Origin of the sequence: Streptomyces sp. SID14515, from assembly GCF_010548505.1 — a bacterium.
Classification (GTDB): Bacteria; Actinomycetota; Actinomycetes; order Streptomycetales; family Streptomycetaceae; genus Streptomyces; species Streptomyces caviscabies.
This window is the reverse complement of sequence record NZ_JAAGMH010000097.1, coordinates 188,296-203,063: the sequence shown is the minus strand read 5'-3', so window position 1 is coordinate 203,063 and position 14,768 is coordinate 188,296. Positions and strand designations below refer to the sequence as shown.

13 protein-coding genes are annotated in these 14,768 nt (G+C 69.9%); 3 read left to right on the top strand and 10 right to left on the bottom strand.

Annotation, left to right across the window (positions count from 1 at the left end; all coding sequences use genetic code 11):
* Window positions 1-52: 52 nt before the first annotated feature.
* From rfbB to G3I54_RS20985, 5 genes are all read right to left on the bottom strand, one after another.
* Window positions 53-1,069 (bottom strand): dTDP-glucose 4,6-dehydratase, encoded by a 1,017-nt coding sequence (gene rfbB / locus G3I54_RS21005; RefSeq protein ID WP_164616414.1) that lies wholly within the window; start codon window positions 1,067-1,069, stop codon window positions 53-55.
* 191 nt (window positions 1,070-1,260) lie between these two features.
* Window positions 1,261-3,543: an excinuclease ABC subunit UvrA gene (locus tag G3I54_RS21000; protein WP_164616413.1), complete on the bottom strand. Its 2,283-nt coding sequence runs from the start codon at window positions 3,541-3,543 to the stop codon at window positions 1,261-1,263.
* A gap of 53 nt (window positions 3,544-3,596) precedes the next feature.
* Window positions 3,597-3,923, bottom strand: a complete 327-nt coding sequence (locus tag G3I54_RS20995; RefSeq protein WP_164616412.1) for an antibiotic biosynthesis monooxygenase family protein — start codon at window positions 3,921-3,923, stop codon at window positions 3,597-3,599.
* A gap of 11 nt (window positions 3,924-3,934) precedes the next feature.
* On the bottom strand, window positions 3,935-5,419 hold the full coding sequence (locus G3I54_RS20990) for an NDP-hexose 2,3-dehydratase family protein (protein WP_164616411.1): 1,485 nt from the start codon (window positions 5,417-5,419) through the stop codon (window positions 3,935-3,937).
* A 234-nt stretch (window positions 5,420-5,653) separates the two neighbouring features.
* Window positions 5,654-6,478 (bottom strand): NmrA family NAD(P)-binding protein, encoded by an 825-nt coding sequence (locus G3I54_RS20985; protein ID WP_164616410.1) that lies wholly within the window; start codon window positions 6,476-6,478, stop codon window positions 5,654-5,656.
* A 79-nt stretch (window positions 6,479-6,557) separates the two neighbouring features.
* On the opposite strand from G3I54_RS20985, the gene G3I54_RS20980 reads away from it, so the two are divergent.
* Window positions 6,558-7,532 (top strand): YafY family protein, encoded by a 975-nt coding sequence (locus tag G3I54_RS20980; protein WP_164616409.1) that lies wholly within the window; start codon window positions 6,558-6,560, stop codon window positions 7,530-7,532.
* An 84-nt stretch (window positions 7,533-7,616) separates the two neighbouring features.
* Here the strand turns inward: G3I54_RS20980 and G3I54_RS20975 are convergent, their stop codons facing one another.
* Window positions 7,617-8,267: an NAD(P)H-dependent oxidoreductase gene (locus G3I54_RS20975; RefSeq protein WP_164616408.1), complete on the bottom strand. Its 651-nt coding sequence runs from the start codon at window positions 8,265-8,267 to the stop codon at window positions 7,617-7,619.
* 129 nt (window positions 8,268-8,396) lie between these two features.
* On the bottom strand, window positions 8,397-9,110 hold the full coding sequence (locus G3I54_RS20970) for a class I SAM-dependent methyltransferase (RefSeq protein WP_164616407.1): 714 nt from the start codon (window positions 9,108-9,110) through the stop codon (window positions 8,397-8,399).
* A 159-nt stretch (window positions 9,111-9,269) separates the two neighbouring features.
* Between G3I54_RS20970 and G3I54_RS20965 the strand changes: the two genes are divergently transcribed.
* Window positions 9,270-10,253, top strand: coding sequence for an NAD(P)-dependent oxidoreductase (locus tag G3I54_RS20965; RefSeq protein ID WP_164616406.1), 984 nt, complete (start codon window positions 9,270-9,272; stop codon window positions 10,251-10,253).
* Entirely contained in the window at window positions 10,250-11,368 is a 1,119-nt protein-coding gene (locus G3I54_RS20960) for a DegT/DnrJ/EryC1/StrS family aminotransferase (RefSeq protein WP_164616405.1), read from the top strand. Before G3I54_RS20965 ends, G3I54_RS20960 begins: the two co-directional genes overlap by 4 nt.
* A gap of 65 nt (window positions 11,369-11,433) precedes the next feature.
* On the opposite strand, the gene G3I54_RS20955 is transcribed toward G3I54_RS20960, so the two are convergent.
* The 3 genes from G3I54_RS20955 to G3I54_RS20945 form a co-directional block, all read right to left on the bottom strand.
* Entirely contained in the window at window positions 11,434-12,576 is a 1,143-nt protein-coding gene (locus G3I54_RS20955) for a nucleotide disphospho-sugar-binding domain-containing protein (RefSeq protein ID WP_164616404.1), read from the bottom strand.
* 115 nt (window positions 12,577-12,691) lie between these two features.
* Window positions 12,692-13,495, bottom strand: a complete 804-nt coding sequence (locus G3I54_RS20950) for an ABC transporter permease (RefSeq protein WP_030720896.1) — start codon at window positions 13,493-13,495, stop codon at window positions 12,692-12,694.
* On the bottom strand, window positions 13,492-14,469 hold the full coding sequence (locus G3I54_RS20945) for an ATP-binding cassette domain-containing protein (RefSeq protein WP_164616403.1): 978 nt from the start codon (window positions 14,467-14,469) through the stop codon (window positions 13,492-13,494). Before G3I54_RS20945 ends, G3I54_RS20950 begins: the two co-directional genes overlap by 4 nt.
* Between the last annotated feature and the right edge of the window lie 299 nt (window positions 14,470-14,768).

The window sequence follows — 14,768 nt, the reverse complement described above, 5'->3', positions numbered from 1 at the left end:
CCTGACCGCGCGAACCCCCTTGCGGACAGTCGTTTCACTCGCCCCGCAAGCCCTAGCGAGATCCGGCCGCGCTCCAGTCGTTCTCGACGACCGGGCTGCGGCCGATGAGCGGAAGCCACCAGGAACGGTGGTCGGAGTACCAGCGGACGGTCTCCCGGATTCCGGCCGCGAAGGGAATCTTCGGTTCCCAGCCGAGTTCGCGCCGGATACGGCTGGAGTCGAGGAGGTAGCGGCGATCATGGCCGGGGCGGTCGGGCACGGTCTCCTTCAGAGACCGCGGCAGGCCGAGTTCGTCGAGCACGAGGTCGGCGAGTTCATCGACGCTGGCCTCCACGCCCGTGCCGACGTGGTAGATCTCGCCGGGCGTTCCCTTCAGGAGGACGGTCTCCACGGCAGCGCAGTGGTCCAGGACATGGATCCACTCCCTGCGGTTGCCGCTGGAGGCGTACACGGGCAGACGCCGACCGTCGAGCGCCCGGGTCGTGAACAGGGGGATGACCTTCTCGGGGAACTGGTGACTGCCGTAGTTGTTGGCGCAGTTGGTGATCGTCACGGGCAGGCCGTACGTCTCGTGATAGGCCCGGACCACATGGTCGGCCCCGGCCTTGCTGGCGTTGTAGGGGGTGCGGGGGCGGTAGGGGCTCGTCTCGGTGAACATCTCGTCGGAGTCGAGGGCGAGGTCTCCGTACACCTCGCAGGTGGATATGTGGTGGAAGCGTTCGACGCCCACCGCTCGGCACGCCTCCAACAACCCTTGCGTACCGAGGACGTTGGCGCGGAAGAAGCGCCCGGGGTCCAGTACGGCGAGGCTGTTGTGCGACTCCGCGGCGAAGTTGACGACCTTCTCGGTCCGGTGCTCGGCGAGGAGTCCGCGCACGAGCGCTTCGTCACCGATGTCGCCCTGGACGAAGACCACACGGTCGGCGAGGTCCTCCAGGTTGGAGAGCGAGCCGGCGTAGGTGAGCGCGTCGAGGGCGACCACGGTGTCGTCGGGGTACCGGCGCAGCCAGTGCCGGACGAAGTGCGATCCGATGAAGCCTGCCGCGCCCGTGACAAGTATCGAGGTCATGGCCGCAGGCTAGTGTCCCGGGGCGGGGTCGTTGTCCCAGGTCGAGCGGGATTCGACCGGACTGCGAGACTCGCTCGTCCGCCACGGCGGGACCGGCCTCGGGAAGCTCGACGGGGACCCGGCGCACGCCGAAGGAGGGGGCGGGCCCACCGGTCGGTGGACCCGTCCCCCTCCTGCGTCAGGCACCCGGCTCAGGCGGACCGGTAGCGGCGGAGGTACTCCCCGGTCGCGGTGCCGTCCGCCTCCAACAGCTCCTTCGGCGTGCCGCTGAAGACGACCTGGCCCCCGTGCTTGCCGCCGCCGGGTCCGAGGTCGATCACCCAGTCGGCCTGCCGGACGACGTCCAGGTTGTGCTCGATGACGATGACCGTGTTGCCCCGGTCCACCAGGCTGTTCATCAGCCCGACGATCGTGTCGACGTCGGACATGTGCAGGCCCGTCGTCGGCTCGTCGAGGACGTACACGGACTTGGAGCCGTGCAGCCGGCCCGCGAGCTTCAGGCGCTGGCGCTCGCCGCCCGAGAGCGTGCTCAGCGGCTGCCCGAGGGTGAGATAGCCGAGGCCGACGTCGGTCAGGCCGGTCAGCTTGCCCAGGATCTCGCGCTCGGTGAAGAACTCGACGGCGCTCTCGGCGGACAGGTCGAGCACATCGGCGACGGACTTGCCGCGCAGCTCGTAGGCCAGGACCTCCTCCTTGAACCGTCGGCCCTCACAGACTTCGCACCGGGTGCGGACGGGGTCCATGTAGGCGAGTTCCACGACGAGTTCACCGCGTCCGTTGCACTCGTCGCAGGCGCCCGCCGAGTTGAAGCTGAACAGGCTCACCGGCACGCCGTTGGCCTTGGCGAACAGCTTGCGGATGGTGTCCATCATGTCGAGGTGGCTGGCGGGCGTGGACCGCGAGGAAGCCTTGATGGCCGTCTGGTCGACCAGGATCGTGTCCGGGTAGGCGTCCAGGAACGCTCCGGTGATCAGCGAGCTCTTTCCGGATCCGGCGACCCCGGTGACCGCCGTGAGGACTCCGGTCGGGATGCTGACCGAGACGTTGCGGAGGTTGTGGAGGTCGGCGTTCTCCACCGCGAGCTTCCCCGTCGGGCGGCGGACGTCCGCCTTCACCTCCGCGGTGCGGCGCAGACAGACGGCGGTGAGCGTGTCGGCCCGCTTCAGCTCCGGGAAACCGCCCTCGAAGACGATCTCTCCGCCGTGGACGCCCGCTCGGGGGCCCACGTCGACCACATGGTCGGCGATCTCGATGACGTCCGGATCGTGCTCGACGACGATCACCGTGTTGCCCATGTCCCGCAGCTCCCGCAGCAGGCCGTTGAGGCGGCCCACGTCGCGCGGGTGCAGGCCCGTGCTGGGCTCGTCGAAGATGAACGTCATGCCGACCAGACTGCTGCTGAGGTGGCGCACGGTCTTCAGCCGCTGGGCCTCGCCGCCGGAGAGCGACAGGGTCTCCCGGTCCAGCGAGAGATAGCCGAGGCCGATGCCCTCGATGCGCTCGAAGGCGGTGCGGATCCCCGCGGCGATAGGGGTGGCGACCGGGTCGTCGATCCCGTCGAGGAGTTTGATCAGGTCACTGATCTCCATCCGCGTCCAGTCGGCGATGGTGCGGCCGGCGATGGTCGTGGCGAGCGCGGTGGGGTTCAGCCGGGTGCCGCCGCAGCCCGTGCACTCCCCCAGCGTGATGAACCGCTCGATGTTGGCCCGGCCGCGCTCGCTGAGCGAGCCGAGGTCGCGCTTGAGGTTGGTCCGGGCGAAACGGGCCACGACGCCCTCGTACTTGAGGGTCGCCGTGGTGTTGGCCGTGGACACCTTCACGGTGCCGCCGCTGCCGTACAGGAGCATCTCCCACTCGGCGTCGGTGTAGTCGCTCAGCACCTTCGCGGTGTCGAAGTGCCCGGACTTCGCGTACATCTGCCAGTCCATCGCACCGGGCTTGTGAGTGCTGAGCTGGATCGCTCCCCCGTCGAGCGACTTCGTCCGGTCGAGCAGCCGGTCGACGTCCACCCGGCGCATCCGGCCGAGGCCGTCGCACTCCGGGCACATGCCCTGCGGGTTGTTGAAGGAGTACGCCGAGGGCGGGTTGTACGGCGTGCCCAGGCGCGAGAACAGCACACGCAGCGACGAGTAGAGGTCCGTCATCGTGCCGACCGTCGACCGCGCGTTGCCGCCGACCGGCTTCTGGTCGACGACCACCGGAGCGGTCAGGTTCTCGATGACGTCCGCGTGGGGGCGCTGGTACTTCGGCAACTGGTTGCGGATGAACCAGTCGTAGGTGCTGTTGAGCTGCCGCTGCGCCTCCACGGCCAGGGTGTCGAACACGATCGACGACTTCCCCGACCCGGAGACGCCGGTGAACACCGTGATCCTGTTCTTCGGGATCCGCAGCGACACGTCCTTCAGGTTGTGCTCGCGCGCACCCGCGATGCGGATGTACTGCGTGTTGTTGTCGTTGCGCTCGACTTCTGTCATTTCAGGGCCTGTTCACGTGTTCTTCGGGAGGGGAACGCCGAACCGGATGTGGTTCACCCGGTGCGGTCGAGATAGCGGTGCCGTTCTGCGTACAGCTCGGAATCGCTCTGTGCGAGCTGCCGCAGCTCCTTGACGTGGGTCTGGAAGTCCGGGTGGCCGACGGCCGCGCGCAGCGCCCCGGCGTGCTCCCAGCGGGCTATGTTCACGTACCGCTGGGGGTCCTTCACGTCCTGGGACAGGGTGTAGCCGATGATGCCCGGCTGCTCCTTCATGAAGGCCGCGATACGCGCGAAGGCGTCCTCGAACTCCTGGGGGCTCCCGGAGACCGTGAACCTGTTCACGAAGGTGACCTGGGGCTGGGGGGTGTCCTGCTGGGCCATGGTGCTCTCCTTTACGACAGGGCGACGGAAGGCTGTACGGGGCCGGACCGGGCGGTCAGGCTGTGGAGACAGGCGAGGAGGCAGCGCGCCTGGACGTTCACGTAGTGGCTGTGTCGCATCAGGGCCACCAGCTGGGCCACGGTGAGCCAGCGGTGATCCGGGGCTCCGGCCCCGTGGTCCTCGTCCGTCTCCACGATCAGGTAGCGGTTGCGCGCATGGTAGAAACGGCCGCCCTCCTCCGAGTGCACCGCGTCGAAGCGGATCCGCTCGGGGGCGGCGTTCAGCACCGCGTCCAGGTGGGGCGGGCGCGCCCCGGCGGGCAGTGCGTCGAGGCCCGCCGGGGTGCACTGGACCGTCGGGGCCAGTTCGACGACGTCCGCGTACCCCGGTTCCGTGGCCGCGTGGACGAGCAGGTGCAGGACGCCGTCGATCCTGCGGGCGAGGAAGGCGATCACGCCCTCGCCGCAGGGCTCGATCATGGGCTGGGCCCAGGCGCGGACCTCGCGTCCGGTGGCCGCGACGTCGACCCCGGTCACCCGGAAGAACCGGCCGCTCTCGTGCGCGATCCGGCCGTCGTCCCGGCGCCAGCCCGCCAGCGCCCGCAGCGGGATCCGCTCGGCGACGACGTCCCGGCGGGTGCGGACGTCGGTGATCCAGTGCAGCACGCCGGCCAGGTTCTCGGGCACGTCGGCACGCTCGTCGCAGGAGCGGACGAGCGCGGCCGTGAATTCGTCCGCCGGCGCGCCGAGGACATGCGGCAGGCCGGGCCCGGTGAAGGGCAGGCAGGCCAGGACCGATCGGGCGTCCATGTTCACCAGGTCGTCCAACGTGAGCAGCGCATGCAGCTGACGTAGCGTCAACCATGTGAACCCCTCGCGTACTTCGACGTCCTCGGTCACCTGGACCACGATGTTGCGGTTGCGTTTGCGGAAGAACCAGGCGCCCTGTTCGGACTGGCGTACGTCGGCGAGCACCTGGTGCCGCGAGGTGTCGCGGAAGTAGCGCAGGTAGGGGACCTCGGCCCCCTTGTGCACCCGTGTGTAGTTGCTGCGGGTGGCCTGGACGGTCGGCGACAGCTGGAGTCCGTTGTGGTTGCCCGGTTCGATCTTCGCCTGCATCAGGCAGTGGAGGACACCGTCGAACTCCTTGACCAGGATGCCCAGAATGCCCACCTCCGGCTGGTTGATGATCGGCTGCTGCCACCGTTCGACGGGGGCGCCGGGCAGGTGGACGTCGAGGCCCTCGACGGAGTAGAAACGGCCCGTCTCGTGGACGAGGTTCCCGGTGCCGGGGTCGGCGTGCCAGCCGGCCAGGTCCTCCAGCGCGACCTGCCGGACCAGCATGTCCGTGTGCTGCTTCTGTGCGGCGAGCCACCGGTGGAACCGGCCCGCGGCGCCGGCCCCGGTGTCCGCCACCACGGATTTCGCGATCCGCAGGTGAGCGGGGTCGTGGGGCGCCGCCGTCCCTGCCCGGGGCGTCCGCGAACGAGTGGTCAAGGCAGCCCCCGGGGGTTGTGGTCGACGACCCGCCCACGATCGATTCCCGGGCTCGATACCGCCTGCAATCGCGCTCGAACGGTCGCAGGCAGGGGTGCGGGCCGTGCCGGGTCGCGCACCCCCGGGGCCCGGTCGGGGGAGCGCGCCGGCCGGGAGGGCCGTCGGTCAGGCCGCTCCGGGAGGGAAGGAGCCGAGCGGGACGGGGGTGACCCGCTCGGCTCCCGTCATGGGGTGTCAGGCCGTGAAGGCCGCGGCGTTCTCCTTGACCCACTGGACGAAGGTCCGCGGGGGCTTGCCGGTGACCCGCTCCACCGTGTCCTGCACGGTGTAGCCGGCCTCCGGCGGGTTGGTGCGCATCGTGAGGAAGAACTCGACGTCCTCGTCGGAGTAACCGGTCTGACGCCACTCGGCGACGATCTCGTCCTGGCTCAGCTCGACGTACTTCACCTCGCGGCCCAGCGCCTCGCTGATCGCGCGCACCTTCTCCGGCGGGGTCAGCGCCTGCGGGCCGGTGATCCAGTACTCCTGGCCCGCGTGTCCGTCCGAGGTGAGGGCGGCGGCGGCGACGGCGGCGATGTCCGCGTCGTGCACCATCGCGCTCTTCGCCTGGGCGAACGCCTCGCGGACGACGCCCTCGTTCTTGATCGATTCGGCCCACTCCAGGGCGTTGGACATGAACTCCACCGGCGAGAGGAAGGTCCACTCCAGGCCGCCGGCTTCCACGGCCTCCTCCAGGGGGCTCTTGGTGACGTCGCCCTTGAGCACGGTCACCTTGCGGACTCCGGAGTCCTTGGCGAGCTTGACGATCTCCGGCCCGTTCTCCAGCGGAGAGAAGTCCTCACCGTTGAAGCTGATCAGGTGAGCGGCCGTGACCCCCTTGAAGGCCTCGACCAGGGAGCTCGCGTCGGAGAGGTTCCCCGCGATCACTTCGGCGCCCGCGGGCAGGTTCGCCTTGGCGGGGTTACGGGTGAGCGCGCGCACCGGGTGTCCGGCGGCGAGCAGCTGCTCCACCAGGGGGCGTCCGACGTTTCCGGTGGCACCGGCGATGAGAATGGTCATGAGATCTCCTTCGGTCTGATGGCCACGCTAAAAGCATTCGCGGTCACCTCCTGTCCTCGGTTGATGAGAAGGTCGATTCATGTTGGAAACCTCGGCTCGACTGCTGCGTTTGCTGGCGTTGCTCCAGGCCCATCGGGAATGGTCGGGGCCCGATCTGGCCGACCGCCTGAAGGTGAGTCCCCGGACCGTCCGGCGTGATGTCGACAAACTGCGGCTCCTCGGATACCCGATCAACGCGATGGGCGGAGTGGGCGGCGGCTACCAGCTGGCCGCCGGGGCGTCGCTGCCGCCGCTGTTGCTGGACGACGAGGAGGCGGTCGCGGTGGCGGTCGGGCTGCGCACCGCGGCCGGCGGCGCGATCACCGGCATCGCCGAGATCTCGGTGCGGGCCCTGGCCAAGCTGGACCAGGTGCTGCCCTCCCGGCTGCGCTACCAGGTCAACGCGCTCAGCGCGGCGCTGGTGACCATGCCGACGCTCGCCCCCACGGTCGATCCGGCGATGCTGACCGCCATCGCGTCGGCGGTGCGGGACCACGAGCGGCTGCGGTTCGACTACACCGCGCGCGACGGATCGGCGACCGTGCGTGATGTGGAGCCGTACCGGCTGGTCCACGACGGGCAGCGGTGGTACCTGGTGGCCTGGGACACCCGCCGGGAGGACTGGCGCAGCTTCCGGGTGGACCGGATGGCGCTGCGGATCCCCAACGGGCCGCGGTTCACCCCGAAGCCCCTGCCATCGGAGGACATGGCCTCCTATGTGGCGTCGGCGGTCACCAGCGGCCAGTACCGCTATCGCGCGGTGATCACCATGCACGGCTCGGCCGCCGAGGTGGCCCTGGAAGTGCCTCCGTCACTCGGCGTGGTGGAGCCGATCGACGACCGCACCTGTGTGCTCCGCATCGGCTCCACCAGCCTGGACCACCTCGCGGTGTGGGTGGCCGCGTTCGGCTTCGACTTCGAGGTGCAGGAGCCGCCCGAGCTGGTGGAGCACCTGCGGACCCTCAGCTGCCGGCTGCACCGTGCGGCCTGGGCCCAGGACGGCGCACGGGGCTGAGCCGCGCGGACGACGGACGGCGGCGGCCGGAGCGGGCACCCGAGGTGCCCGCTCCGGCCGCCGCCGTCCGCGGTTCCGCCGTGGTCAGGACCGCACCAGCTTGTTGGCCACCGCCCGCGCCCGCTCCACGGTCGCGGCCTCGGCGGCCCGGAGCGAGGCGGCCGCCTTCTCCAGCTCCACCGGGTCCTCCGAGGTGAACGGGGTGACCGTGTGCGAAGCGGTGATCAGCTCCAGCTCGTAGCCGAGGACCTGCTGCACCACGGTGCGCAGATACGGGCCGCAGTGGTCCATGGCCGCGTCCTCGGAGCCGGGGGTGTAGTCGCCGCCGTGGGCCAGCACGATGGTCGCCGGACGCCCGGCGAGCGGGTTGGCGCGCGGGTCGTAGGGCAGTGTGCGGCCCAGGATGAGGGACTGGTCCAGCCATGCCTTCAGATTCGAGGGGATCGTCCAGTTGTGCATCGGCACGCTGATGAGCAGGGCGTCGGCGGCGAGGATCTCCTCGACGAGCTCGTTGTGCAGTGCCGCCGCGGTGCGCTGCCCATCGGTCTCCGGCTCCGCCATGAGGGTCGCGGCCCCGTCGCCGCCCAGGTGCGGAACGGGCTCGGCGGCCAGATCGCGGTAGGTCACCGTGCTCTGGGGCTGTGCCTCGTTCCACACCTCGCGGAAGGAGGCCGCCAGTTTGCGGGACACGGAGTACGGCGAGGGCGACGTGTCGATGTGCAGCAGGTGGGCCATGGGGTGTGCCTCTCGTGTGCGACGGCGAACGCCGGTGATGAACGCCCGTGACCGCATGCTGGCGGGCGTCGCTCGAACTTGGTCGGAGCAGCGCTTGCGCGCGAGCACCAGGTGCGGCGGCCCGGTGGATCAGCGGCGGGTGCCGATGAACAGGCCGCGCCTCGACTGCACTTCGGGGACGTACTCCGGCCGCAGCCCGGCCTGCTCGAAGGCCTCCTCGTACTCCTCGCGGCTGAAGAGCATGGCGCGGTGCACCTCGGTGAAGTAGTGGACGCCGCCGGCCGGGGACGCCTGGAGGTAGTGGACCTCCATACGGGACGTGTCGCCCTCGCGGACGGTGTGGGTGGCGCGGGCGACGGTGGTGTCCTCCCACTCGATGACGTCGCTGGAGACCCAGCGGTCGATGAAGGTCTCCGGGAACCACCAGGGTTCGACGACGACCACCCCGGTCGGGTTGGTGTGCAGCGCGAGGCGTCGGACCGTCTCGTGCAACTCCGCCCGGGAGGACACATAGCCGATCGAGGCGAACAGGCAGGTGACGGCGTCGAAGGTGCGGCCCAGGTCGAAAGAGCGCATGTCGCCGACGTGCAGCGGCACATGCGGCAGGTCGGTGCGGGCGATGTCGAGCATCGGTTCGGAGAGGTCGATGCCCTCCGTGTGCCCGATCAGTTCGGCGAAGGCGGGGAGGTGCCCGCCGGTGCCGCAGGCGACGTCCAGCACCGAGGCCGCCCCGGGCAGGCGCGCATGGATCTGCTCGACGACCGTCTCCGCCTCCGCCCTGTAGTCCTTGCCTCGTGCGGTGTGCTGTGCGTGGTAGAACTTCGCTGAGTCGGCGCCGTACATGGGACTCCTCCGTTGGCCGGACAGGTGGGGTGCGGCGCCCACAGGGTCGCCCCAGCCCGTCGAGCGGCGCTGGAACCCGGCCGGGGCTTGAGTGAATCCCGATCGCCACGTACCAGTCTTCGCTGTGCAGGGCCTGTTCTCAGCGAAGAAAGGGACAGCATGTCCGCGAATGGCAGGGTCGTCGTCCTGGGCGGCACGGGGTTCGTCGGACGGCACGTGTGCGCGGCGTTGGAGAGCCGCGGCACGGAGGTGGCCGTCGTGGCCCGCACGCCGCCCGATCACGAGGTCGTGGGGCCGTTCCTCGCCCTCGACCTCGCGCGGCGGCCGGTGCGCGAGTCCGCCGAGCGGCTGGACGCCCTGGCGCCGTTCGCCGTCGTCAACTCCACCGGCAGCATCTGGGGCAACACCGACGCGCAGATGTGGGAGGCCGCGGCCGCCCCGACCCTGCGGCTGCTGGACATCCTCGCGCTGATGGAGAGCCGGCCACGGCTGGTGCACCTGGGTTCGGTGCTGGAGTACGGCCGGATGCGGGTCGGGACAGCGTCGGACGTCGCCGCGCCCGCACATCCGACCAGCGCGTACGGCCGGGCGAAGCTCGCGGCGACCCGGGCCGTGCTGGAGCGGATCGGGGCGGGCGAGCTGGAGGGCATGGTGCTGCGCATCGCCAATCTGGCGGGCCCCCGCAGCCCCGACGTCAGCCTGCTGGGCCGGGTGGCCGGCCAGTTGTGGGCGGCGGGCGGGCAGCCGGCGGTGGTGGAACTGGATCCGTTGCTGGCCCACCGCGACTACGTGGACGTACGCGATGTCGCCGAGGCGGTCGTGGCGGCCGTGGACTCGAAGGTCTCCGGCGAGATCGTCGACATCGGCAGCGGCCACAGCACCTCCGTCCGCACGCTGGTCGACATGCTCATCGAGCGCAGCGGGCTGCCCGCGTCGGTACGGGAGCGTTCGGACGTGGGGATCCAGCACTCCACCGAGGAATGGTCGCTCGTGAACACCGCGCCGGCCGAGCACCTGCTCGGCTGGCGCTCCCGTCGGTCCCTCGCCGAGGCGGTGGACGGATTCTGGCGCGAGTTCGTCGAGCGCCGAGGCCCGCGGGACGGACACCACCCCCTAAACGAAACGGAGAACCATCCGCGATGACTGCGTATGTCTGGGACTACCTGCCGGAGTACGAGCAGGAGAGGGAGGAGTTGCTGGCGGCGGTCGACACGGTGTTCGGCTCCGGTCAACTGGTGCTCGGGCCGAGTGTCGACGGCTTCGAGCGCGAGTTCGCGGACTACCACGGGTTGGCACACTGCACGGGCGTGGACAACGGGACCAACGCGGTGCGGCTCGGGCTCCACGCGGTGGGGGTGGGCCCCGGCGACGAGGTGATCACGGTGTCGAACACCGCTGCGCCCACCGTGGTGGCGATCGACGGCGTCGGCGCCACCCCGGTGTTCGTGGACATCCGCGAGGAGGACTACCTGATCGACATCGACCAGGTGGCCGCCGCGATCACCCCGCGTACCAAGGCGCTGCTGCCGGTGCATCTGTACGGGCAGTGCGTGGACATGGGCGCGATCGGCGACCTGGCGGAGCGGCACGGCCTGGTCGTGCTGGAGGACTGCGCGCAGGCGCACGGCGCCCGGCACCACGGGAAGCTGGCCGGGACCATGGGCAGGGCCGCGGCGTTCTCCTTCTACCCGACGAAGGTGCTGGGCGCGTACGGGGACGGCGGCGCGGTCGTCACGGACGACGAGGCGGTGGACGCCTCGCTGCGGCGACTGCGCTACTACGGCATGGAGAAGACCTACTACGTGGTGGAGACTCCCGGCTACAACAGTCGGCTGGACGCGGTTCAGGCGGAGATCCTGCGCCGGAAGCTGACCCGGCTGGACACCTATGTGGAGGGCCGCCGGGCGGTGGCGAGGCGGTACGAGGAGGGGCTCGGCGATCTCGCCGAGAAGGGCTTGCGCCTGCCGTCGGTGAACGAGGGCAACGAGCACGTCTATTACGTCTACGTGGCCCGCCACCCGCGCCGGGACGAGATCATCGAGGCTCTCAAGGGCTACGGGATCACCCTCAACATCAGCTATCCGTGGCCGGTGCACACCATGTCGGGCTTCGCGAAACTCGGTTACGCGGAGGGCTCGTTGCCGGTGACGGAGCGTCTGGCGAAGGAGATCTTCTCGCTGCCGATGTATCCGTCGCTGCCGGTCGAGCTCCAGGAGAAGGTGATCTCCGCGGTGCGCGAGGTGGTGCTCTCGTTCTGAGCCGTACATGAGGAGGAGGGCCACCCCGCGGTCGCGGGGTGGCCCTCCTCATGTGGGGCCCGGGGTCAGACGAGTCCCTCGATGACCTTCACGACCTCGGCCTGGGAGGGCATCGAGGCGATCTCCGCGGCGAGTTCGCCGGCCTTCGCGCGGTAGGAGGTGTCGCCGAGGATCTTCGACACCGCGGCCTCGGTGTCCTCCACGGGCACGGTGTGCGAGGAGAGCGTGATGGATGCCCCGAACTCGTCCACCGGGCGCATCGGGATCGCGGAGGCGAGGATCTCCGGCAGGACCAGCTGTGGGGTGCCCGCGTTGAGCAGCGTCATCACGGTGACCCCGCCGCCGTGGTGCAGCACCAGGTCCGCCGTGGGGGCGACCACGTCCAGCGGGACGAAGCCGGCCCGCACGTCCGGGAACTCGGCGCGCAGTTGGGCGGCGACCGGCTCGGGGGCGGCGACTATCACCTCGACGTCACCGCCGCCCAGGACGGGTCCGCCGAGCAGCGGGCGGAAGAAGTCGAGCCCGAGCGCCGGGATGAAGACGCTGCGCGATCCCGAGGTGATGACCACGCGGGGGCGGTCGCCCTTGGCGTACATCCACGGCTCCAGCGCGATCTGCGGGTTGCCGGGGGCCCAGCGCATCGGCTGCGCGGGCTCGGCGTGCCGGGGCCGTACCGTCGGCGGCGTGATGTCGACGAAGAGGGCGGGTTCCGGTATCGCGTCCAGTCCGAACGCGGCCAGTTCCGGCTTGAGTTCGTCGGTCGCACCCTGCCAGTCGATGTCGGTGCGGTCGTAGATGGCCCAGGTGTGGCTCACCAGGGGGATGGAGAACTTGTGGGCTATGAGCGGGGCGGCGTGGTTGTACTCCCCGCCGATCACCACGTCGGGCCGCCAGGCCTCGGCGAGTTCCTCGGTGCCCCGGTAACTGGCCGCCGAGAGCCGTGCGAAGCCCCGGCCCGCGAAGTCCATCTCGGTGCTCTCGCTGGTGGGCATGGGCAGCCAGTTGCCCTGCCGGTCCTTGAGCATGGCGTCGCCCATGCCCAGGTCGGTCACGCCGCGGGCGGGCAGCCCGAGGCCGGTGACGAGGTCGAGGTTCTCCTCGGGTGAGGCGACCAGGACCTCGTGCCCCGCGGCACGGGCCGCCCAGGCGAGGGGCACGCTGGCGTGGACGGGAGCCGAACCGCCTCCGACGACAAACAGGAACCGCACGATGGATCTCCTTCGTTCATCTGGGACAGGGGCCCCGGGCGTCCAGCGCACCCGTCGGACCCGGGGTCAGGTTCTTTCGTCCGGGTCGAGCCCGGCCTGATCCGGGCAAGAGGCCCTAACGGCCCACGGCCTTCGCGTAGCGGCGGATGGACAGCGGTACGAAGATCACGAGGATCAGCGCCACCCACAGGAAGGCCGAGAGAACGGGGTGCTGAAGCGGCCACACCTCCGGCTCCGGCCGGCCTGCCGGGATGTTGCCGAACAGCTGCCGGCACGCCTCGACGACCGCGGACACCGGGTTCCAGTCGGCGACGACCTGGAGGACCTTGGGCAGCCCCTCACTCGGCACGAACGAGTTCGAGATGAAGGTGAGCGGCAGCAGCACCATGAGCATCACGTTGCCCAGCACCTCGGGCGACTTCGCGGTCAGACCGATCGCCGCGGTGATCCAGGAGGCCGCGTAGGCGAAGAGGAACAGCAGCAGGAAGGCGAGCGCGGCGTCCAGGAAGTTGGACCGGATGCGCCAGCCCATCAGCAGACCGGTCAGCGACATCAGAATGATCACGAGAACGTTGTTCACCGCGTCGCCGCTGGTCCGGCCGACCAGCACCGCGGACTGCGAGATGGGCAGCGACCGGAACCGGTCCACGAGGCCGAGCTTCATGTCGTGGGCGATGCCCACGCCGGTGTTGGAGGCGGTCAGCAGCATCGTCTGGGTCAGGATGCCGATGATCATGAACTCGCGGTAGTTCGAGCCGTGCACGTCGATCGCGCTGCCGAACACGAACCCGAAGAGAAGCGCGAAGGCGATGGGGGCGGCGCTGGTGAACACCACGATGTCGGGGTTGCGCAGGTTCTTGAGAACGTTGCGCTTGGTGAGGACGAGGCCGTCCTCGACGGCCTGGGTGAAGGCGCTCAACGGACCTGCTCCTCGATCTTGCCGCCGGCCGCCGCCGTGTCGGAGTTCTCGGTCAGGGCGAGGAAGACCTCGTCCATGCTGGGCCGGCGCAGGGTGACTCCCGCCAGCCGGAGGTTCTGCTGATCGAGCAGCCGGATCGCGGCGACCAGCGTGGCCGGGCCGTCGCTGACGGGCACGATCACCCGCTTGTCCGCCTCCTCCACCGTGGGCTCGCCGGAGGCGAGTTCGGCGAGCAGGGCGCCGGCGTGGCGGGCGTCCTCGGCGGTGCCCGTGGTCAGTTCGATGCGCTCTCCGCCGACCCGGTCCTTGAGTACGTCGGGGGTGCCTTCGGCGATCACCCGGCCTCGGTCGATCACGGTGATCCGGTCGGCCAGCTGGTCGGCCTCCTCCAGGTACTGGGTCGTGAGCAGCAGGGTGCTGCCACCGCTCACCAGCTCGCCGATCACCTCCCAGACGGCCATCCGGCTGCGGACGTCGAGCCCGGTCGTCGGCTCGTCGAGGAAGAGCACCTCGGGCTTGGAGACCACGGCGCAGGCGAGGTCCACGCGGCGGCGCATTCCCCCGGAGTAGCCCTTGACCTGCCGGTCGGCGTTCTCGGTGAGGTCGAATCGCTCCACCAGTTCGTCGGCACGCCTGCTGCTCTCGGTGACGCCGAGGTGGTAGAGCCTGCCGATCATCCGGAGGTTCTCCCGGGCGGTGAGGTCCTCGTCGACCGCCGCGTACTGGCCGGAGAGGCCGATCTTGCGACGGAGCTGGACGGCGTCGCTCCGCACGTCCAGGCCCGCGACGGTCGCCCGTCCCGCGTCGGCGCGCAGGAGGGTGGCGAGGACGCGCACGGTCGTGGTCTTGCCGGAGCCGTTGGGCCCGAGAAGTCCCAGTACGGATCCTTCGGGGACGGTCAGGTCCACCCCGTCCAGGGCGGTATGGCTGCCGAATTTCTTTCTGAGTCCCTCGGCGACTATCGCGTTGGTCATTGGTCCTCCATGAGCGGTACCTGCGCGGTGTGATCGCAGCGGCCGGCCGGTGGTCTCCCGGCGGGCCGGACCCAACGTAGGAACGATCGCGGTCAGCTTCGGTCCCTGATTCCCGGGGCCTGCGCGGTGGGACGGTTTCTGGCCGAATGTGCCCCGCAGACATGCCGGAAGCAGACCCGAAGGCGCTTCGTCTCATCGCTGATGGCTTGTCAGGCAGCCTGAATAGCAAAGGAGTTGTGAGATCAAGGCGGAATCCAGACGTCCCTGAGTGATGGCTCGCACCCTGGCATCGAGCCAGT